We start from the raw sequence: 18,476 nt of genomic DNA on the forward strand, positions 1-18,476 counted from the left end.
CGCCACCACCACCACTGCTACCGCTTATCGACGGCGTTGTTCCATGATCCGTCATCGGTGTAGTCCGTGGCATCGAGGTCCCAGAGTTCCCCGTCGGGCCCAAGGACGGTGTCGTGGCCGCAGTGTGGGCATCGGAAGGCGGTCATGACGCCGACCAGCTGACGCCCTGCCAACAGTCGAGCGCGGCTGATCGCAGGCGGCGCGGTCGCGGGATCAGTCCAGATCCGCCCGACGTTCATGGCCGGCGGCCGGGTATCACCGCAGCGGGTACAGCACTGCGGCGCACGGGGCGGCGGGCACACGAATACTTCCAGGGGCGGCCGCCAATCACCCCACTGCACGGCCAGTCCGTCCCAGCGCGGCGGCAGGTCGTGTTCGCGGGGCCACAGATCCAAGCCGATCTGCTCGCTGCTCATGGCGTCACGCCTGGGTGCGGGACCGACGCGTCGAGGAACGCCGGCGGTTCCAGGTTGCGACTCAGATCGCCGATACGGCCCTCGAGGTCTTGTATGTCCCAGTCCAGCTGCTCTCGTTCAGAGCTGCCCGCTGACGCTTCCTGGTACCGCCGTTCCAGGGCCATCTTGATGTACATCGCCTCATCGAGATCCATATCCTCGACATACATGCCAACGGTCTCCTCAGTTGTCGGTGTTGTGATGCAGTCTGGCTGCGTGATTCGCGCGCTCGACACGCCTGCATCGCTTGGCGGGGCTCCCGACACGGTGGGGTCATCGGTCAACCACGCATTTCCCAATGGGGCTCACACAGCGTCGTCGCGCTGCTGCGGAGATCGCGTAGTTCTCCTGGCAGACCGCATCTCTCGCACACCGCAGCGGCGCGGATCTGCGCCTGGGCGATCAACGCCCGCACCTGAAGTTCGCTACTGGTGGTGTCGATGGTCAGATTCCCATCCGCTTGCGCGATGTGCAGGTATTGCGCCGCGGGATCGGCGGCGGCGATCTCTTGGTCAAGGTCAGCAATGACGCGATACCAGCCGGGCCCGCACACAATCGTGTGCGGCGCGTCTGCTGCGAAGCGAGCCCGCACAGATGCCAGCGCGTCCCAGTTGAGTAGGGCACGGCATTCGGCCAGCACCGCGCCAGCGCCATCGGACAACGTCGCGCCGGCGGGCACTGAGTCGAGGATCTCTTGGGCCGCGGCCCGCCGTTGCACGCCGTCCGGGTCTCTCGCCTGCAGGTGGGCGCGAACAACGTCACGTGGCGTAGACGGTGTGTCCGTGGCGTTGATTCGGTGCAGCCAGGTGTAGTCCAGCAGGCCGAGGTCGAACTCGACCCATCCACCTGCTATCAGGTAGACGTCGTCCGGAAATCTGATGTCAGCCATCGTGGTCGAGCTAGCCGCAGTCCCACTCCGGATGTCCCGGGTAGCTGACCCGAACGCACCCCATGGCCGGCGCTCCGTAGTCACGCAGCGGCATGTAGGTGACCTCGAATTCCGGGTCACCGTTCCAGTACAGGGTTCCGGTCACGTAGAGGATTCCGTCATCATCGCGCATCTCGAACGTGTGGTGGTGTTCGTAGTTGGCGTCCAGGGCGGCTTTGGTGTCGCCGTTGGCACCCCGTGGCCCGTAAACCCCTTCACACCCGACGGGCTCGTTGTGGTTGAACTCGTTCAGTGAGCGTTCGAGATGATCACGGTCGATGATCCAAGCGTAGAGCGAAGTCGTCATGTCTGTCAGTCTGGCGAGACTGCCCTGACGGAACTGCGGCACGACACGCGACCGGCCGGACTTTCACCGCGCTGCTCGCAGGGCAGGGTTCGCGCGTCAGCCGACGCAGGCAAGGTCGTAGGCGCGAGCGCGGGCAACGAGTTTGCCGATGGCGGTGCTGATCAAACGTGGCCGCTCGAGTTCCAGCATGTGCCCAGCGCCTGGGACGCGCACGAATTCCGAATAGGGAAGCACCTTGGCTAGCGCCGCGGAGTGGGCCAATGGGGTGATCGGATCCTGCTCACCGCAGGCAACGAGCGCAGGCAGGTGCGTCAGCGCAGATACGCCTTGCTTCTGGTCGTAGGCCCGGAACTCCATCAGCAGCGCGGCGATGGTCGAGATCGCCGTTTGCCCAATCATGCGACAACACTGCGAGTTAGCCGCCATCGCGGGCGATTTCATCGCCGGAATGCCCAGCAATGGCGCCAGACTGGTGCGGGCCATCGCCCAGGCCTGAGTGGTTCGGCGGGGAAACCGCTGAGCAGCCAGCTGCAGCAAGGGCACTGCCGGAGTGTGCAGAGCGCGCCCGATCCCGTGACTGCCTAGTTCGTCGGCGGCGGTCGATACCAGCGCCACCCCGGCCACTCGTCGCAGCGTTTCGGCGTGCCGTGCGGCGAACGCCAGAATCGCCATGCCTCCCATCGAATGTCCGGCCAGCACGACCCGCCCTTGCGGTGCGGTTTGTGAGATCACCGTGTCCAGGTCATCGCCGAGCTGGTTGATCGTGTACGTCTCAGCTGGCGCCGGGGCCGAGGCGCCGTGACCGCGGTGGTCGTAGAACACCATCCGCACATCGTCTCCGACATGCTCGGGCAGGTGGTGGCGCTGGGGAGCCCAGGCGGCCTTGCTCAGACAGAAGCCGTGGCTGAAGATCACGGTCAGGGCCGCGTCGGGCGGACCGATTTCTTCGACGGCCAGCTCGGTTCCATCTGCCGCGCTGATGCGCTGCGTTCGCTGCCCCCTCATGGTCCCCCCTGAGATCGCGCTATGCGGCCTCGCCGTGGCCTTCGTTTGGAAAGGAAGGCGCACTGTCAGCGGCGATCTGAAACCTGCTCGCAGTCTCGCGAATTGACACGGGCGCCGCCGAAACGCCGGCTCGGTGCTCGCCCCGCCAGACTGCTCTCATGCCCACTGTGCCCCCCTCATTTCCGATGATGGCACCGGCATAGGAGCCAGTCTGGGCATCGCCACGCCGCCCGGCGGATTTTCGCTGCCGATCCACGCGGCCGGAGCGCAGCTCGACGCTGGGCCTAATAGAGCCCGGCTCGGCGGCACCGCAGAGGGGGGTCTGCGATCGAGCCGAGCCGGGTCGCGTGTGCTCGCCACACGCGCTGCGCCGAGATCACGAAGAAGGGGGGGGTATCGGCCCCGGCGCCGTACCGAGTTTATCGCCGCGCACCGTGTTCGCTGGGATGCTAGCGGCGCGCCGCAGGGGTCCCTGGCGGGTCAAACCGGGGGCATCGACGTGTCGCGGCCAGAGCGGCGCCCTCAGGGCACGTTAGCGTGGATTTCGATGGCAAAGCCGCAGCGTGCGGCATGCGAATCGGGGGGCAAGACGGTATGGCCAATTGGCGCATCGACGACCTGGCGATGGATCAGGTTTCCATTATCGAAGCCGACACCCAGGAAGCTGCAGTCCAGGCCTATCTGGAGTGCCGTGAGTCGAATCTGCTCGTATGCCCTGCTACCGACGTCGACGTCGCCAACTTCGGCCGCGACTAGTGCTACCGCGACGGTGACCAGGGGGATGTGTCTATGAGCTACCGCTGGGACGATCGGGAGCCCAACCCGATTCACGAGGCCGAGCGTGACGAATACCGGGCCGCCCTTGCGGCCGCTCCAGAGCCTGACCCGCTCACCTGCACGCACCGCTACGTTCGCACGCGTGGCGGCGGCGGGCGGTGCCACTGCGGCGATTCCATCTCTCTTGAGGACCTCTGCAGCGGGGAAGCCGACTACTGCAACGGGTTCGACGATGAGTGAATGCGTGATATGGCTGCGATGCGAGCCGGGTTCGGGAGGCACCAGGATCGACGAGGTGTCCAGTGGCGGTGGTCGCGTCTTGCTGGGCACCACCGCGCAGTGCACAACGGATCCGGAGCGCATTGCGCTGGCTCTGCAGCACGGGTTCGTCACGCGGGCAGAGCGCGAATATGCCCGCCTGATTTCGATCGAGCCACCTTCGGTCGAGCCCGGAACAGAACAGGACTGGACCTACTGGGCACTGCGCTTCGACCTGACCGACTACCTAGACGCGCTGGCCAAACTGTGAACGCTCCAGCGAAGCACAAGGAGCACCGGCACAGTGAATGATCTTGTCTGGATGGTTGCGCGCTACAGCGCTCGACACGGCCTGAGCTGTACCGCGCACCAAACCGAGGCCGCCGCACTGGGTTACGTGCGCTACCTCTACTGCATTCCTGCCGACGTCGCAGACAGTGACGTCGTTTCGTGGGTGAGCCTCAATACCGGCGACCAGGCTCTGGTCACCTACGACGATCCGGCACAGGAGCCCCGATGAACGCACTACTGGACCTTGCCCACGCCCACGCCGACTACCTCGCGGCGACAGCTTCCGCTGGCGCAACTGGCCATGTGACTCTGTCGTCGGTGCGGGCCCTGCGCCGCCGCGTCCTACGCCCGCTGCAGGCCGCGCGACGTGCCCTGCGGGCAGTGCTGTTCTACGCGCTGGGCCTGGGCGCACTGTGGGTAACGCTGTCCTACCTCGTTCAGACGCACCCCGCCGTGTAGCAGCAAGCCGCCGCGGGCCCGCCGCGCGCTACCAGGCGGGTTCAGCAGCCGTACGACCAGAATCGGATCGAGGTGTTGTCGTAAAGACGCTGCAGCATACCGGTGTCGGGTAGCTCAGCGACGGCGTAGAGGAAGCCGTGGTCCGCGTCGTAGAACACGACCGATCGTCCGACGTCGAGACTGGCCCGCTCGAGCAGTTCAGCGTTGATGAATGTGACCATCAGGCCGTGGTTGATCTCCCGGCGCATGGCATCGATCTGTTGCGGGTCGAGCTGCTGGATCGAACTCATTGGTGACTCCTCCCAAAGTCGGTGAACATGGTGTTGCGGTGCGGGCCGGTCATTGAAGCGACGTGACCTTGTTGTCGCAACGGCAGCAGATCGGCACTTGGCCGAGCGGGCCGGCGTCGCGCAATCCGTTGGCCGGGTTGCTGCACCGCGCGAACCACTGACAGGCAACCGGTTCCCCGGTTCCGCTGGCGTTTGCGTACACCCGGTCGTCAGGGTCGAGGCTCATCCGACCGGGCTCTCGGATGCACGGTTGGTGATCTGTTCGGCGACAAGCGCTACCGGCGCCCAGCCGCAGCTCTCCACCGCGTAGGCGAGCTCGCCGACGATGACGACGTCGCCCACACTGAGGCTTCGGTTGCGGTTAAGGCGGTACCGCAGCGCCCACTCCGCGGTGGGGGTGTCGATATTGAGTTCACGAAACACGGATTCGAGTGCCTGCACCGGAACTCCGTCGGCGATCTGACTGACGAGTTCCTCGGGTAGCTCGAAGGCGGCAACCTCGCTCAGTGTGGCGCCGTGCCGGTACCCGCGGAAATTCTCCTCCGATTGGTTCAACAGCACGCGGACGTCAATTGCCATAGTTCCCCCCATTTTTGGCGGGCCGCTGATGCGGTCCCGCCGGTCATTCCCCCTATGAATCGACGTTAGCGAGCAGGCCCATCTTCATCAGGTAGTGACGCGTCCGGACCCCGACTTCCTCGACGCCGGATTCTCCGGGGACTCGTGCCCCTGAATGCTGCGGCGGTCAGGATCATCCGTAGCGCCGGTCGGCGCAGTTCCCGCAGTAACCGTCGTAGCTGTCGCCGCTGTCAGCGTCCCCGTCGCATCCCTCAGTGCCGCACTGCGAGAACTCGTGCTCCTCACACCGGTCCTCGGCGTCGGCCTTCGGCTCGCGGCAGCCGTTCCACCCGCACACCGTGCCCATCGCACCGCTCCTCCCCTGTTGGTCCTCAGTGCCCGCTGTAGCAGAGTCGGATTCCGTCGTGGGTGCGTGAGTGGGCCCGCTCGTCGAAGGCGTCGAATACGCGGACGGAGAAGACTTCTGTCATGGCGTCGGCTACTTGTTCGCGGTCCATCCAGCGGACAGCACGAGCTTCAGCGGTCGGATGCGCCGTACCCTCTACCGCCCGGCAGCGGTAGACCAGGGCGACGACTCCTTTAGCGAGATTCTGATAGACGCCCGTGAGGCGTTCCACGTCGACGGTGACGCCGGTTTCCTCGAAGACCTCGCGGCGGACGCCTTCCTCCAAGGTCTCGTTGAGTTCCAGGACGCCTCCTGGCGGCTCCCAATGCCCGTTGTCGGCGCGCTGAATCGTCAGGACCCGGCCGGCGGGGTCGATGACGATTCCGGCGACGCTCACCGAGTGCTTTGGCAATGCTGTGGGGTTCATTGGCCCAGGCGCAGATTGTCGATGGCCATGACGAGCTGCGCGCCGGCGGCTGTGAGGCTGCCGCCGTGGCCCAACTCGCGGTGGCGGTCGACGGCCGCCTGTAGCCGGTCCCTCAGATCTTTCAATACCGTTGGGTCACCGGTGCTTTCACCGCCTGCGGCCTCGAGTGCGTCCAGCCCATCGAGGGCTGCTGCGGCAGCGTCGAGGCATTCCCCGGCGTAGCCTTGGCGATACCACCGGCTGACGACGGACCGCAGGAGTTCGCACGCGGCCGCCAGCTCGGTCTGCTCAGCCATGGGCTACCTCATATTCTGCGCGCACTGCGGCAATCGCCTCTTCCACGGTGTGGCCTTGGCCGGATGCGGCGAAGAGGCCTTCATCCCAGTAGCCGGTATCGATGCGCGGGTCTTGGTGGTCGCCTTCCACCACGTACTCGACGACGATCTCGCCGCACTCCCAGTGCCCCACGACACTCCAGGTCGTCAGGTCCTGCTCCTCGCTGGCGCTCATCTCAGGTCCTCCGTGCTGCCTGGGTGGACGTCGACGCGGCGCACCGGTTCGTCGGCCGCTGCCGCATTCTCGGCATGCCAGCCGCGATTGAAGGCGTGCATGAGGTGGGTCTTCTCGCCGACTTGGGAGTTTTCGACCTCGGCGTAGATGAGGGGATCCGCCACGGGCACATTGCCTCGCTCGTCGCGGCGGGCCTGGCGGCCGAGCTCTTCGGCCTCGGCCTCGGTCATCTGACTCTCCTTCTGTCCATTGCCTATAGGTCAGCTGGCTGGTCAGCCGGCTGTTTCTGGTGTGATGCGGAAGTACATGGCGACGTCGATATCCGCCCACTGTTCGCCGGGGGCCTGCTGGCAGTCCAGAGCCGGGTCAGGGGTGTTTCGGGGTTCAGCGAACGGGTCGCCGAGCATGACGCCCGCGGCTAGGTTGTAGCGCCACCCGTAGGTGGCGCAGATGCTGTTGACCGCGGCCAGTGCGTCGTCGTAGGAGTCGTAGACGCCGTCGCAGCTGTCGGTGCGATCGTGGCTGATGGTCACCAGCGCATGTTTCATGGTGGGGCCATCGGTGGCTCCGGTCATCACGCGGATTCCTGGTGCCCGACGGGCGTGAGCTCTGACAGTGGACGCGGGCAGCCGCGGCCGAAGCTGTGATACCGGCCGACGGGATCGATGGCGGTGACTACTACGTCCCCGGCGAATCTGACCAGCCACGGCTTGATGCTGTTACCGACGGTGACGACATCTCCTTCACGCAGGTCGTGGACCTTGTCGCAGCGGTGGCCGGGACCCCACCGCCGGGTACAGGCTGCGCAGTCAGGGCACGCCGCTGCATTGTGGGTGTGCTGATAGCGCATTCGGGTGGTTCCTCTCGCCGGTTTCCGCGGGGCCGCGCAGGCCCAGCCATGGTGTTGGGGTTCAGGCCTGTTGGCGCGCCAGCTGCGCAGCGGGGCAGTCGCAGGGATCGCCGTTGCCGGTCACTTCGTCGCGACGCCTCAGGCCCCACTCCTGCCCTTGGGGATGGTCGTGGTACACGACCATCGGGTCGCCGAAGTGGTTGTAGCCCATGAAGTGGCCGGTCAGTGGTGCTGCACCCGACCTCGGTCTGATGATCACTCGCTCCAACGCTGTGAACACGTTCCTTCGCCTCCCCGCTGCCTCGACCTAGACAGCCTGGCTGGACCCGTAGGTTCGCTCGAGGGCTCGCTCACGGAGTTGGTTGGCCACCACGGCCGCCTGGTCACCGAAGTAGGCGGCCAACCGGTCCTGATACTGCTTCCACGATGCGGGGTCGTCGACCATCCAGGCGTTCCCGATCTCCGGGTCGATATCGCAGTAGCACGCCCTGCACACCACCCCGGTCGAACCGTTGGCCGATCCTTTTGCGCTGGCACCGCAGCACCGGGTCAGGTAGTGCATCATGCCGTCAGTGACGGTGAGCAGTCCGCCGATCGGGTCGTCGGCAAGGGCCCCTGTGGACTGGACATCTGCCATGTTCGTGTTCCCCCCCTTGTTGTGGTGCCGATGGATTGCGTGGCGCGGTCTACGCCCGGAACCTGAGTACGGCGTCCACGTGGATCCCGTGGTAGGCGTTGCTGGCACGGTCCTGAAGTACCAACGCGTTTCCAGATCGGCTGGCCAATTCACCGGTGAAGGTGACGCCGTCGTCTCGGGTGATTTCGACCGGGCCATAGGGGCCGTCGGCGAGGAAATCATCGGCGGTGGCCACGATCAGGGCAGCGAACGTGCCTGCCCAACCATCGCCGCTGCAGGACAAATCAAGGTCATAGGTGCCGGCCATCACTCGCCCACCCGGTCGAGGTCGAATCCGTCGTTGCGCTGGATCCTCTCAACGGCGATCGCGCGCGCTTCGTCTTCGGTTTCGGCCTTGATCTGCATGGCCAGTTCGTAGATGTGCATGAGTGTTCTCTCCCCCGTTACCTAGCACCAGCCGGCCAGGGAGCCGGCACGCTCTGCGCCGAGTGCGGTTGGGCGGTTCATCGCCTTCCGCCCCTGCCTAGGGTCTTGACCGCTTCGATGCGTTCACGGAGCTGGTCGACGCTGGCGGCCGCGACCGGTGGGCCGCCGCGCAGTCTGCGCAGCTCGTTGTGGATTGCGCCGTGAGGCAAACCTGTTCGGTGGTGGGCTACTGACACCAGGACGTTGAGGTCCTGGCGCAACTGACGCAGTTGGTCGTGCACCAGGGCCCGGGCCGGCGCTTGGCCTACGGCTGGCGGCTCTGCGGGTTGTTGGTGTCGGTGTCGAGTCAGCAGTTCCCGGATCTGGCCGGCGTCGAGCAGGCCGGGGATGCCGAGGTAGTCGGCCTCCTCGTCGCTGCCGGCCGCGGCCGTGGTGCCGAACGAGGCTCCGTCGAAGATGACCTGGTCGAGCTCTGCGTCGGCGCCGAGCGCTTCGAAGCCGTCGTCGGGATCCGCCGGCTCGCCGCGGCGGGCCGGCTGTGCGTCTGGGAGTTCGTTGTCACGGTGTGGCTTTCCCAGAACGTGATCCCGTTGCTGCTCGATTTCGCTGGCCAGCTTCAGCAGGCTCGGCACCGACGGAAGGAAGATGCTGGCGGTCTCCCCAGGGCGCCGCGAGCGAACGAACCGGCCAATGGCCTGAGCGAAGAACAGTGGTGTGGAGGCGCTTGTGGCGTAGACACCTACCGACAGCCGCGGCACGTCGACGCCTTCGGAGACCATGCGCACCGCTACCAGCCAGCGGCTGGTGCCCCGCGCGAATTCGGCGATCCGATCCGATGACCCTGGATCGTCGGAGAGCACTACCGTAGGGGCTTCGCCGGTGATCGTGGTCAGCAGGTCGGCGTAGGCGCGGGCGGCGGCTTGGTCTGACGCGATGATCATGCCGCCGGCGTCGGGGATGTGTTCGCGCAGTCGCCGCAGCCGGGTGTCGGCGGCGGTGATCACCGCGGGAATCCATTCACCGGCGGGGTTGAGCGCGGTGCGCCAGGCACGCGCGATCTGTTCGGTGCTCTGTGTTTCGCCGAGCCTGGCGACGTGTTCGGCGCCGGCGCTGTCACGCCAGCGGGACTCACCTGAGTAGGCCAGGAAGACCACAGGCCGCACCACACCGTCAGCCAAGGCCTCGGCGTAGCCGTAGGCATGGTCTGCGCGGGAGCGCATCATGCCGTGGTTATCGGGGGCATATGTGACGTACGGGATGGTGCTGTCATCGCTACGAAATGGCGTGCCGGTCAACGCGAGTCGGCGGGTGGCGTCATCGAACGCCTCTCGGATCGCATCCCCCCAGGACTTGGCGTCGCCCCCGTGGTGGATCTCGTCGAAGATCACCAGGGTGCTGCGATTCTCGGTGCGAATTCGGTGCAGGCTGGGGTGACTGGCGACCTGGGCGTAGGTAACGACAACGCCGTTGTAGTCCGGGGCAGTGTGGCCGGCCGAGTTACTGAACCTCGGGTCCAAGGCGATACCCAAGCTGGCGGCCGCATGGGCCCACTGGATCTTGAGGTGCTCCGTGGGTACCACGACAGTGACGTGATCGACTGTGCCCTCGACCAACAGCTCGGCGGCGATCCGCAGCGCGAAGGTGGTCTTTCCTGAGCCTGGGGTTGCCACCGCGAGAAAGTCCCGGGGCTTGGCCGCCAGGTACTTGACCAGGGCCCGGCGTTGCCATCCCCGCAACGGCGGGCCGGCGCCGACATCCTGCGTGCGGTCCGGGAGCGCCGAGACTGCCGCGGTCACCGCGCCGCCGCCCCGATGGCCCGACGTGCCGCCACCAGTTCGCGGCCGAGGCGACCCGGTCCGGATTGGGCAGCATGTTTCCTCGCTGCACTGCGGTACGTGCCGGCGTCCTCACGACTGGCCTCGAACTGCACCTGCTCCCCCTGACCTCCGCTGGGACGCCTGGCCGACTCCCCCGGTTGGCCGTCACTTCACCCAGCTGCTCGTTTCATCGTGGCGCGCCGTCTGTGGGGTTCGCGGCTGCAACACGGGCACGGGCCGACTAACTGCGGTGTTCCGTGGGGAGGGGTTGGTTGCCCGGATGCAATCCAGGCCTGTTGTTTCACCCCCCTTGTCGCCAGCCATTTTCGGCATGGCTTTGACACCGGAGCGATCAAGCCAGCTTGTCTGACATGAAAGGGGAAGACCATGAGTAGAGAAGCCATGTTGCCCTGCTTTGCATGCGGCAAAACGTTGTTGAACACCTTCGTAGAGTCGGAGAACCAGCCCCAGGAGGGCACCGAGTTTCGGACGTACGGCCACTACGGTTCGACGTTCTGGGACAGCTTCGACGGCGAGGAGTTGGTCCTCAATATCTGCGACGATTGCTTGGGTAGGCACACCGCCCGGCTCGCGCAGCAGAAGCGGTTCCTCCCGGTCACCGTTCACGCCGTTGGCGTGGTCGGCCGGCATTGGGTGGATCGACCGATGGTGCCCTACACCGGCAATACCGACGCCGGCGCGGTGAGAATTGATCCGGAGGAGATCGGTACTGACCTGCCGAATACTGAGTGGCTGGGCGACGCGTACGCTATCGAAGCTGACGAGCGGTTGCGTCAGGTCGGGGAATAGCGCAGCTAAACGGTGCTCAGTCGCGGAGTTCTGCTGGGCGGCTGTCGCCGCGCTCGACGTCGCCTTCGGCGTAGGTCAACAGGTCACCGTTCTTGTCGCTGGCAACGAAGTAGTAGTCGGCTTCGGCCCAAACAATTCGCCACCCGGCCTCACGCAGCGCGTGGATGAGTTGGCGGTCGCCGCCGGAGCCTCCGAAGAATGCTTCGCCGCTAGACGGCAGGAAGTGGTGGTTCAGGATCGACATGACTTCGTCGACAGTTGAGGCCATTTCGACTGCGTCCAGGCAGGCGTCGACGTTCGCCCAGAATTCATCCATTGCTGATTCCCCCTGTGCTGGAACATGTTCCGGTCAGCCGGGCCGCGTGCGTGTGAGCAGGTTGGTTTGGCCCGGTTCTAGTGACCGTATGCGCCGCGTTGGTGGCCAGGGGTGCAGCGACACCAGGCGGGGCAGACTTTGTGCGCCGGGCGATGTGGTTGATGTAGGCCAGGTTAGGGGCGCAGTTGTTGGCTGGGGAGCCAGATCCCTGAGCCGGGCAGCCATTCGGTGTAGGCGGGGGCGCCGGTACCGGTTTGGGTACTGGGCCCGAGTGCACCTGGGCTGAGGAACTGAGCGCCGGGGAAGTCGCTCTGAGGTGCCCATACCCCAGAGCCCGGGATGAGTTCCATGTAGGGATCGTCCGGGTAGACCGGGGGGCCTAGGGCGCCGGGGCTGTAGACCTTGACGCCGGGCAGCTCGTTCTCGGGGACGAAGATGCCTGATCGGGGACCGACCTCGATCAGCGGGTCATGCGGGTTCACCGGCGGGCCAAGTGCTCCGGGTTCGACCAGGTAGGGCCGGCGGCGTTTGTCGCCGGGCTTCCACGACAGGCCCGATGCACCGCCGCCGTCCTGGGGAAGGCGAGGGCCCGACGGCCCGTTTCGGCCTTTCATCCCATCTAGGTCGGACTTGACGGCCTCAACCTTGCCGCGGTTGGCCCTGTCTTGCTCGCCGAGTGCCTCTGCGGCCGATTTACTCTTGTCAGAAGTCTTGGACGCGGCGGTGACCAGCTCACGGCTGGTCTGGACCTGCTGGCTCACCGCGGCAGCGATGCGGGAGTCGATGCCGGACCCGGCGGTGCTGGAGACCTGGCCGGCGGTGCTTTCGAGCTTGCCGCCGATCGTTGTCATTTGCGCGGCCGCTTCTGCTGGAGTCAGCCGGATTCGCGGATCGGCCATCGCGCCCCCCTCCTCGCAGTTCCGTTGTGCCCTGGCCCGCTGTTGCCGTTGTGACCTGATCTGACTGTACCGGCGGCCAAGCACTGTGACGAGGCTGCGGTGACGAGTCCAGGCTCGGGTGTGGCGGTGCTTCGCGCCGAGCGTGGCAGCGGCGATGCTGTGTACTGGGTGGCGTAGTTCGCAGGTGATAGGAGCACTGGGTGGCGGGTGTGGGTGGTGAGCTGTTCTACGCGGTGCCGGCCGAGTGCATCGAGCCGGGCACGTCGACCAGTGATGGTTATGACGTGCAGGCGGTCCACCTCTGGGATGGCCATGTTGCGGTGACGGTTCATATCCGCCGCGGTGAGGCCGCGTTGCACCCGGCGGCGAGGGTGGAGGCTGAGACCCGCGTCCACCTGCGTCGCGAACTTGTCGAACTGTGCGTGTTCGCCGATACCGAGGTCAACATGTCCACCCATCCCGAAGCGACGAACCTGCGGCGCTGGAATGGTCGCATCCACTGCTGGGACGCGGTCGCCGCCCCTTGACGCTCCGGGGCCGTCTTAGAGGGACTTAGGCGGCATGGGTCGTAGTGGGGTGTGCAGTGACAATGGCACTGTCGTTGCCACCCCACTTGTTCCCCGCGATCCATTCACCGTCGACGATGTCGTTGTCCTGCAACCATTTTGTCAGCCACTCGGTGAGGTTGGACACCGTGACGTCGACTGAGGCCTGGAGTCGCCAGTACACACCGCCGACCGGCCTGGAGAAGATCTCGACCGTCTCATCTTCGATCGGTGCTACTGAACCGGTCGACACAAGTCGCATTCCCATCCCATTTCCTCCTGTGTGCAGGTGCGGCGTTCTGTGCATAGCCAGCACGTTTGATTGCGGCGACGCGGTTTTGCATCCTGTTGTGCAACACCAAGTTCCGTGGCGGCCTGTTGTTCGTACGCGTGCCGCAGTCGCGCATCGGCGGCGGCGACCTCAGCGGAGGTCGGCCTTTGCCCCTCGGGGTTGTAGACCATGTAGCCGTCGAACACCGCGCGGCAGTCAGTGCACACGTCGCCCTGCTGTTCGACCGCCCCCGTGCAGCCCTGAGCAATGCACTGGTAGGTGGCGATGCTGCTCACGTTTCCCCCGGGTTGTTCTTCGTACCAACCTCTTCCCTAAGGAGAGGCGCATCTTCGAGGCTATGGCGGCGGTCTGACACTTCAGCGGCCACGACACGCCGGGGTGTCAGTTATCTGAGCGTGGTGAGGTAAGAGACGATTCCTGCCACGACGGCGTCGGCGTAGCGTTGCCGGCCCTCGGGGCTTTCCATCGCCGCCGCGTCCTGGGGGTTGCGCATGTTTCCCAACTCAACCAGCACGGCCGGGTATTGGGCGAGGTTGAGGCCAGCGAGGTCAGCCCGACCGTAGAGGCCTGCTGTGCCGATGTAGCCCGCGGGGGTCAGTCCCGCTTCGACGAGTTGGTCGCGCATCGTCTTGGCCAGAACCGGGGCCTGGACCCTCTGGACGCCGTTGAGTGGCGGGTCGGAGTAGTTGACGTGGAATCCCCTACCGGCTAGCGGGCCTCCGTCGGCGTGAATGCTGATGATCGCCGCCGGCACAACGGCATTGGCTGCGGAGGCGCGGGCGTCAACGCACGGGCCTGAGCTTGCGTCGTCGCCGCGTGACATCGCGCTGCGTACGCCGCGGTCGGTCAGTGCTGCACGGATCCGCAAGGTGGTGTCCCAGGTGAAGGTGTGCTCGGGATAGCCCGATGCTGTTGCAGTCCCGCTTGTCTGGCATTCCTTGGTTCCTCCGCGACCGGTGGGGACCTGGCGGCTGTTGCCCTCGTTGGCGCCGTTGTGTCCGGGGTCGAGGAAGACGATCAGTCCCGCGATGTTCGGTGATGCGTTCGCCGGCGGCGAGAGTGGGAGGGTGACGGCAGCCACCAGCAGGGCCACTGCGCTGACGTATCGCATCATCCGCCCTCCCCCCGATTCTTACCGCGCAGTTTAAGTATGCGCGATGGGGGTGGCGATTCAGGGCGTTAGACGCGGTGGACCGGTGGCCAGAACCGAGGCCAGATAGTCCTGCCGGTCCACCTCGCTGTCGACTGACAGCCACACCGTAGGAGGATCCGCCGGCTGGTCACGCCCGACCGGCTCGACGATCGGTTGTTCCCTGGCCTGCAGCCACTGTCGCCACCGCGATCGGGCCTGCTGGTGAGCTGCGATTCTGGCGGCCCGCTGCTCGGCGACGCCCAATTGCACGGCCAGGTCATCCAGGCTGGTGTCGGTCACTTCGACTCGACTGCCGTTCTTGCGCAGCAGCCCGACCCGGCACAGTTCAGCGATGCCGTCATAGCCGCTGCTGCGCGACACTGCAGCCGCTGTGGCGATCTCCGCAGCCTCAACGGCCCCGTCGAGCACCGTCTCGTAGAGCCTCCGGTATTGCAGTCCGAGAATCGACCAGACCGGGTGCACCCCGGCGACCGGCGGCCGGCCCGGCCCCTCCGGATACTCGTCGCGCACGTCCGGAGTGACTAACGCGTAGCGATCCGCACCCAGCCCCGTCCCCCGCGCAACCAGCAACACCGGAGATCCTGGGGTGTCTCGAAGCAGCCGCAGCGCCGACCACACCGCCGACTCGCTGATCAGTCCGCACGCAAGTGATAGCGACCGGCCACCGACACCCACCACCGGCACCCCATTGATCACCTGACCCGCACGTACCGCCGAGACCGCCAGCCCCTGTAAGACTGCAGCGATCACCCAGCGCCGCGGACTCGAACGTAGCGTCACGTCGCACCAGCGCACCGCGTGAGCCAGCCAGGCTTGGTGGACCGCCCGGGAGGGAGTGGGTCCCCTACCCCCTGTGTGCTCTTGACTCTTGTGCGTACCTAGCTGGACAGTCGGCAGGATCGATTCCAGCCACGCTCTGGCGGCCTCCCAGTCACGGACTAAGGCCTCGTCGGAACGCTGTCCGTAGCGCTCGTAAGCAGCGCTGAAGCCTGCGTGCCAGGGCTGCCCGCGACCCGTTAGAGAGCGCACGTCAGCGAGGCTGTGCCCTCGCCACAGGGCATGCACGAGAACGGACATGCGGGCCTCGGATCGGCTCTGCCACCGGCTCCCCGCCTTGAGCTGGCCGCTCTCCGCGAAGGCGATCACCGGGGCAGGTATCGGTGTGCGGCGCTGGTAGCGCTCCCGGAGGGTCATGTGTGCGCCGGTGCCGGTGAAGTACCAACTGGCAGGTGAAGCAGACGGTGCTACGGGCGCCTCGACAGGCGAGGCGCCCAGGTGTCTGGTGAGCCGCTCAATGAGGTCAGTTGGGTTCGGGCTGGCTAAGACGGCTAGTGCTTGGGTGAGTGTCTGGCCGAGCAGTTGACGGTGGCCGCCCTCGCGGCATGGTGAGCCAGGGACGGTGATGCAGCCCGAGGCCGGGTTGAGCATCGGCGAGGTGTCCAGTGAAGGGCAGGCCGCGGCGGCCTGCCCCAGCAGTGGCCGAAGCGTCTCCAAGCCGACCCACCCGGCTAGGGGTACCAGGATGTGGCTGCCTCCGCTGGTGGAACGGTCGACGACAGCACGCGCGCCGCAGGTGGTGAGCCAGTGCAGGATTCGCTGCCGGTCAGCTGCCACAGCCGCCGAGCCGCCATGCTTGGCGTCGAGGTCGAACGCCAGGAGCCGGGTGCGGCCGCGTACGTAGATCGGTACCGCTGCCGGAGCGCTGGGAACCTTCGCGGTGAGCCGGCGGATCTGGCCGAACCGGCGCTGAGGCGACCACAAGCGCATGGTGGGGCGCGCTGCAATACGGGGTGCCAGGGCCGCCCACAGCTGGTCGGGGCCAGGTCCAGGTGAGGTGTCGTCTACCGGGCGCGCCGGAGCGAGAGTGGTCACCGCGTGTCGGCTCGATTGTCCCGAACCTGCATATGGGCATGCGGTATCGTCAGAGGTGTCATTGAGCAGTTCCCTTTGTCAGAGGGCAGTGCGCGTGATCATCCCGGCCGAGCGATAACTCGGCGGTGGACTCTCAACCCTCGGTTCCAGCCGGGGGTTGAAGTCTTTTCTGGGGGTGTCCGCGTGAGATCTGCAACGAATGTGCCTGTGGGAATGCGGCGGAGCATCGACAGGTATTTCGTGCGGTAGGGGTGCCGGCCGGGCGGCAGGTGTCACCGTGATTGGTGACGTGGGGTCATCGAATACCTCCCTCGCGTGGGTGTTTCACGAGGAATGGTCGCATGACTGCGATGGTTAACCACGTAGGACACGCGCATGGTTAACCATCGCTGCGTTCCGGCGGCGCGACGCCGGCGGAGCCGATTAGGAGGCTGTAGCCAGTGATTCTTCTTGGTTAGCCGAACGCATTTCGGCCACGGCCTGCTCGATCTCGGGCATCATCCGGTCCCGGATCCAGTCCTGCGCCGTCTTGTAGCCCAGCTGCTTGGCCTTCCAGTCCAGCGCCTTTTGGTGATCGCTTTGCAGCCGTAGCCCGATCAAGGCATCGAGCACGCGATTCTCAACACGCCGGGGCGTGGCCGCCGGGGCGCTGCTGTGCGTCCGGCGCCGGGCACCGTAGGCCACTGCTCGTGAACTCGCCACGATCCGCTCCTACTCCGTCGATGATTCCGCCACTACTGAAGGCCACTGTAGAGCAAAAAATGTCCTTCGGTGTCCTAGATGGCCTTCGTGTCGGGTAATCGGCATGCAACGATTAAGATCACATAGCGACATTTTGTAGCTGGCCATCCACGAGAGGCGGTGCCGTGACACACAGCCTCAAGTACCCGCCGCCTGGCGTAGAAACAGTCCCGACCAGCACCGATATCGTTTCCCTGCGCGCCGCCGCGCGCATCCTGGGCCGTGACCACCGCACGGTGCGGGCCATGATCATCAAGGGCACACTGCGTGGTGGCGCTGAGCCGCAACCCCAACGCCTGCGCTGGTACGTCTACCGCGATGCGCTACCGGCCAGCGCCACACCGTCGCCAGATCCTCAGATTGACGATCTGACCTCCGTCGTCGCCGACCAGGCCGCCCGCATCCTCGCCCTGGAACACAACAACCGGCTACTGGCCGGCGCCGTCGAAGATCTCCTGGATGGAGTCGAGCACTACAAGGCCGGCGCCGAGGCCGCCCTGACCGCAGCCCACCACTTCGAGGCCGCGGCAGCGAAATACGGCGATTCACTGCGCGCCCATCGCGATGCCCTGGCCCAACACATGACCCCGAGCAACATCAGCGCACTAGACATCCCACCGGCCTAAGTGAGCTACGTGCTGCACCCGTGAATCCCGGCTCAGTCCCGTTCGAGCTCGGCGAGATATTCCCAGTACGGATTAGCTTCGCCGTCCCAGACGACTTGCACCATTGCCAGGTCCGGAGCGCATGTGGTGAGGTCGTTCGGAGTCCAGGCAGCGACCCGTTGCACGACCGTGCCAGGCTCCGCGTGCTCCGGGTGACGGACACGGTCACCGGTGCGCAGCGCGCCTTCCAGGCGGTCCGCTAAGGCCTTGTCGTGCAACCATCTTCGTTTCCCCTATCCATCCGGCCGCCGCCGTCCACGGTCACGGTCGATGTAGGGCACCCGCATCGTCAAGCCATGCCACAGGATGGTCGGATGCCAGCCCTTGAACCGATTCGGCGACCCGGCGCTCCGAATCGGCGTTGTAGCCATAGACCAGTCGAATCAGATGTGTGGCACCGAACAACGCGTCGTTGATCTGGGGGTAGCCCTCGTAATCAGCCAGCGTGCGCGCGCGATAGGCCTCGTCGAGCTGGCCGACGCGAATCCAGGCCGGAAAACCCTGCTCGGCTTCGTACCCGTGGTAGTCAGTCCCCCGCGGGATCGCAAATCCAGGCTCCTCGGTGGCCGCCGACCGGAACTGCGCGTTGGCGATCTCCTCCGCCGAAACACCCATGCCCGCAAGAAAACGCTCGGCCATATCACGCGCGGAAACCCCTGGTGCAGAAACGAATACACTGCCCATTGCAGCCATCTTCAATCCCCCTCTTGGCATTAGCCCTCGCCGGACATTGAGCGGTGCCCGACGGCGCAAAGATCAGCAGCCCGTGTTCAGGCCGCCGG

Annotated in this window: 33 protein-coding genes; 8 read left to right on the forward strand and 25 right to left on the reverse strand. The window is 65.8% G+C overall.

Annotation, left to right across the window (positions count from 1 at the left end; genetic code table 11):
• Positions 1 to 17: 17 nt before the first annotated feature.
• The 5 genes from DQP56_RS00195 to DQP56_RS00215 all read right to left on the reverse strand — a co-directional run bounded on the left by DQP56_RS00195 (position 18) and on the right by DQP56_RS00215 (position 2,695).
• Positions 18 to 416, reverse strand: a complete 399-nt coding sequence (locus tag DQP56_RS00195; protein WP_085266363.1) for a hypothetical protein — start codon at positions 414 to 416, stop codon at positions 18 to 20.
• Positions 413 to 625: a hypothetical protein gene (locus DQP56_RS00200; protein WP_085266362.1), complete on the reverse strand. Its 213-nt coding sequence runs from the start codon at positions 623 to 625 to the stop codon at positions 413 to 415. The genes DQP56_RS00195 and DQP56_RS00200 overlap by 4 nt, the downstream gene beginning before the upstream one ends.
• A gap of 110 nt (positions 626 to 735) precedes the next feature.
• Positions 736 to 1,344, reverse strand: a complete 609-nt coding sequence (locus DQP56_RS00205) for a hypothetical protein (protein ID WP_085266361.1) — start codon at positions 1,342 to 1,344, stop codon at positions 736 to 738.
• A gap of 10 nt (positions 1,345 to 1,354) precedes the next feature.
• On the reverse strand, positions 1,355 to 1,690 hold the full coding sequence (locus DQP56_RS00210) for a hypothetical protein (protein WP_085266360.1): 336 nt from the start codon (positions 1,688 to 1,690) through the stop codon (positions 1,355 to 1,357).
• A 96-nt stretch (positions 1,691 to 1,786) separates the two neighbouring features.
• On the reverse strand, positions 1,787 to 2,695 hold the full coding sequence (locus DQP56_RS00215; RefSeq protein ID WP_085266359.1) for an alpha/beta fold hydrolase: 909 nt from the start codon (positions 2,693 to 2,695) through the stop codon (positions 1,787 to 1,789).
• 537 nt (positions 2,696 to 3,232) lie between these two features.
• On the opposite strand from DQP56_RS00215, the gene DQP56_RS00220 reads away from it, so the two are divergent.
• From DQP56_RS00220 to DQP56_RS00240, 5 genes are read left to right on the forward strand one after another with little or no spacing between them, the layout of a single operon-like run.
• On the forward strand, positions 3,233 to 3,451 hold the full coding sequence (locus DQP56_RS00220) for a hypothetical protein (RefSeq protein WP_133056004.1): 219 nt from the start codon (positions 3,233 to 3,235) through the stop codon (positions 3,449 to 3,451).
• A 33-nt stretch (positions 3,452 to 3,484) separates the two neighbouring features.
• A complete protein-coding gene (locus DQP56_RS00225) occupies positions 3,485 to 3,712 on the forward strand; it encodes a hypothetical protein (protein ID WP_085266357.1) in 228 nt (75 codons plus the stop codon).
• Between the two features lie 55 nt (positions 3,713 to 3,767).
• Positions 3,768 to 4,001: a hypothetical protein gene (locus tag DQP56_RS00230; protein ID WP_133258859.1), complete on the forward strand. Its 234-nt coding sequence runs from the start codon at positions 3,768 to 3,770 to the stop codon at positions 3,999 to 4,001.
• Between the two features lie 33 nt (positions 4,002 to 4,034).
• Positions 4,035 to 4,250, forward strand: coding sequence for a hypothetical protein (locus DQP56_RS00235; RefSeq protein ID WP_133056003.1), 216 nt, complete (start codon positions 4,035 to 4,037; stop codon positions 4,248 to 4,250).
• Positions 4,247 to 4,480, forward strand: coding sequence for a hypothetical protein (locus tag DQP56_RS00240; protein ID WP_085266354.1), 234 nt, complete (start codon positions 4,247 to 4,249; stop codon positions 4,478 to 4,480). Before DQP56_RS00235 ends, DQP56_RS00240 begins: the two co-directional genes overlap by 4 nt.
• 41 nt (positions 4,481 to 4,521) lie before the next feature.
• On the opposite strand, the gene DQP56_RS00245 is transcribed toward DQP56_RS00240, so the two are convergent.
• From DQP56_RS00245 to DQP56_RS00295, 12 genes are all read right to left on the reverse strand, one after another.
• Positions 4,522 to 4,770, reverse strand: a complete 249-nt coding sequence (locus tag DQP56_RS00245) for a hypothetical protein (protein WP_085266353.1) — start codon at positions 4,768 to 4,770, stop codon at positions 4,522 to 4,524.
• 222 nt (positions 4,771 to 4,992) lie between these two features.
• Positions 4,993 to 5,349 (reverse strand): hypothetical protein, encoded by a 357-nt coding sequence (locus DQP56_RS00250; protein ID WP_085266352.1) that lies wholly within the window; start codon positions 5,347 to 5,349, stop codon positions 4,993 to 4,995.
• Between the two features lie 172 nt (positions 5,350 to 5,521).
• Entirely contained in the window at positions 5,522 to 5,695 is a 174-nt protein-coding gene (locus DQP56_RS24530; protein ID WP_165759269.1) for a hypothetical protein, read from the reverse strand.
• Positions 5,696 to 5,720: 25 nt separating this feature from the next.
• Positions 5,721 to 6,161 (reverse strand): NUDIX hydrolase, encoded by a 441-nt coding sequence (locus DQP56_RS00255; protein ID WP_085266351.1) that lies wholly within the window; start codon positions 6,159 to 6,161, stop codon positions 5,721 to 5,723.
• Complete coding sequence (locus tag DQP56_RS00260) at positions 6,158 to 6,457, reverse strand: hypothetical protein (protein WP_085266350.1); 300 nt, start codon at positions 6,455 to 6,457, stop codon at positions 6,158 to 6,160. The genes DQP56_RS00255 and DQP56_RS00260 overlap by 4 nt, the downstream gene beginning before the upstream one ends.
• Positions 6,450 to 6,671, reverse strand: a complete 222-nt coding sequence (locus DQP56_RS00265) for a hypothetical protein (RefSeq protein ID WP_085266349.1) — start codon at positions 6,669 to 6,671, stop codon at positions 6,450 to 6,452. Before DQP56_RS00265 ends, DQP56_RS00260 begins: the two co-directional genes overlap by 8 nt.
• A complete protein-coding gene (locus DQP56_RS00270; RefSeq protein ID WP_085266348.1) occupies positions 6,668 to 6,901 on the reverse strand; it encodes a hypothetical protein in 234 nt (77 codons plus the stop codon). The genes DQP56_RS00265 and DQP56_RS00270 overlap by 4 nt, the downstream gene beginning before the upstream one ends.
• Before the next feature lie 42 nt (positions 6,902 to 6,943).
• Positions 6,944 to 7,246, reverse strand: a complete 303-nt coding sequence (locus DQP56_RS00275) for a hypothetical protein (protein WP_085266347.1) — start codon at positions 7,244 to 7,246, stop codon at positions 6,944 to 6,946.
• A gap of 336 nt (positions 7,247 to 7,582) precedes the next feature.
• The gene (locus DQP56_RS24335) at positions 7,583 to 7,780 is read right to left on the reverse strand and encodes a hypothetical protein (RefSeq protein ID WP_133056002.1); all 198 of its coding nucleotides are present in this window, start codon (positions 7,778 to 7,780) and stop codon (positions 7,583 to 7,585) included.
• 48 nt (positions 7,781 to 7,828) lie between these two features.
• Entirely contained in the window at positions 7,829 to 8,158 is a 330-nt protein-coding gene (locus tag DQP56_RS00285; RefSeq protein WP_085266345.1) for a hypothetical protein, read from the reverse strand.
• Between the two features lie 49 nt (positions 8,159 to 8,207).
• Positions 8,208 to 8,465, reverse strand: a complete 258-nt coding sequence (locus tag DQP56_RS00290; RefSeq protein ID WP_085266344.1) for a hypothetical protein — start codon at positions 8,463 to 8,465, stop codon at positions 8,208 to 8,210.
• 196 nt (positions 8,466 to 8,661) lie between these two features.
• Positions 8,662 to 10,380, reverse strand: coding sequence for a DEAD/DEAH box helicase (locus DQP56_RS00295; RefSeq protein ID WP_112683152.1), 1,719 nt, complete (start codon positions 10,378 to 10,380; stop codon positions 8,662 to 8,664).
• 408 nt (positions 10,381 to 10,788) lie between these two features.
• On the opposite strand from DQP56_RS00295, the gene DQP56_RS00300 reads away from it, so the two are divergent.
• Positions 10,789 to 11,211: a hypothetical protein gene (locus DQP56_RS00300; protein ID WP_133056000.1), complete on the forward strand. Its 423-nt coding sequence runs from the start codon at positions 10,789 to 10,791 to the stop codon at positions 11,209 to 11,211.
• Positions 11,212 to 11,227: 16 nt separating this feature from the next.
• Here DQP56_RS00300 and DQP56_RS00305 read toward each other — a convergent pair whose 3' ends face one another.
• The gene (locus DQP56_RS00305) at positions 11,228 to 11,527 is read right to left on the reverse strand and encodes a hypothetical protein (RefSeq protein WP_085266340.1); all 300 of its coding nucleotides are present in this window, start codon (positions 11,525 to 11,527) and stop codon (positions 11,228 to 11,230) included.
• A 173-nt stretch (positions 11,528 to 11,700) separates the two neighbouring features.
• Positions 11,701 to 12,426: a hypothetical protein gene (locus DQP56_RS00310; RefSeq protein ID WP_112683153.1), complete on the reverse strand. Its 726-nt coding sequence runs from the start codon at positions 12,424 to 12,426 to the stop codon at positions 11,701 to 11,703.
• A 200-nt stretch (positions 12,427 to 12,626) separates the two neighbouring features.
• On the opposite strand from DQP56_RS00310, the gene DQP56_RS00315 reads away from it, so the two are divergent.
• Positions 12,627 to 12,953: a hypothetical protein gene (locus tag DQP56_RS00315; protein ID WP_133258861.1), complete on the forward strand. Its 327-nt coding sequence runs from the start codon at positions 12,627 to 12,629 to the stop codon at positions 12,951 to 12,953.
• Between the two features lie 25 nt (positions 12,954 to 12,978).
• On the opposite strand, the gene DQP56_RS00320 is transcribed toward DQP56_RS00315, so the two are convergent.
• From DQP56_RS00320 to DQP56_RS00335, 5 genes are all read right to left on the reverse strand, one after another.
• Positions 12,979 to 13,233 (reverse strand): hypothetical protein, encoded by a 255-nt coding sequence (locus DQP56_RS00320; protein WP_085266337.1) that lies wholly within the window; start codon positions 13,231 to 13,233, stop codon positions 12,979 to 12,981.
• The gene (locus DQP56_RS24340; protein ID WP_133055999.1) at positions 13,206 to 13,538 is read right to left on the reverse strand and encodes a hypothetical protein; all 333 of its coding nucleotides are present in this window, start codon (positions 13,536 to 13,538) and stop codon (positions 13,206 to 13,208) included. Before DQP56_RS24340 ends, DQP56_RS00320 begins: the two co-directional genes overlap by 28 nt.
• 110 nt (positions 13,539 to 13,648) lie before the next feature.
• Complete coding sequence (locus DQP56_RS00325; RefSeq protein ID WP_085266336.1) at positions 13,649 to 14,377, reverse strand: Rv3717 family N-acetylmuramoyl-L-alanine amidase; 729 nt, start codon at positions 14,375 to 14,377, stop codon at positions 13,649 to 13,651.
• Positions 14,378 to 14,434: 57 nt separating this feature from the next.
• Positions 14,435 to 15,196 carry a hypothetical protein gene (locus DQP56_RS00330; RefSeq protein ID WP_133258862.1) on the reverse strand — a complete coding sequence of 254 codons (762 nt, stop codon included), beginning with the start codon at positions 15,194 to 15,196 and terminating at the stop codon, positions 14,435 to 14,437.
• Between the two features lie 1,515 nt (positions 15,197 to 16,711).
• Positions 16,712 to 16,990 (reverse strand): hypothetical protein, encoded by a 279-nt coding sequence (locus tag DQP56_RS00335; protein WP_085266334.1) that lies wholly within the window; start codon positions 16,988 to 16,990, stop codon positions 16,712 to 16,714.
• 164 nt (positions 16,991 to 17,154) lie between these two features.
• Here DQP56_RS00335 and DQP56_RS00340 point away from each other — a divergent pair, with 164 nt between their 5' ends.
• Positions 17,155 to 17,655, forward strand: a complete 501-nt coding sequence (locus DQP56_RS00340) for a hypothetical protein (protein WP_085266333.1) — start codon at positions 17,155 to 17,157, stop codon at positions 17,653 to 17,655.
• Between the two features lie 300 nt (positions 17,656 to 17,955).
• Here DQP56_RS00340 and DQP56_RS00350 read toward each other — a convergent pair whose 3' ends face one another.
• Positions 17,956 to 18,387, reverse strand: a complete 432-nt coding sequence (locus tag DQP56_RS00350) for a hypothetical protein (RefSeq protein WP_133055997.1) — start codon at positions 18,385 to 18,387, stop codon at positions 17,956 to 17,958.
• Positions 18,388 to 18,476: the final 89 nt, after the last annotated feature.

This window comes from Mycolicibacter senuensis (assembly GCF_003284925.1).
GTDB lineage: Bacteria > Actinomycetota > Actinomycetes > Mycobacteriales > Mycobacteriaceae > Mycobacterium > Mycobacterium algericum_A.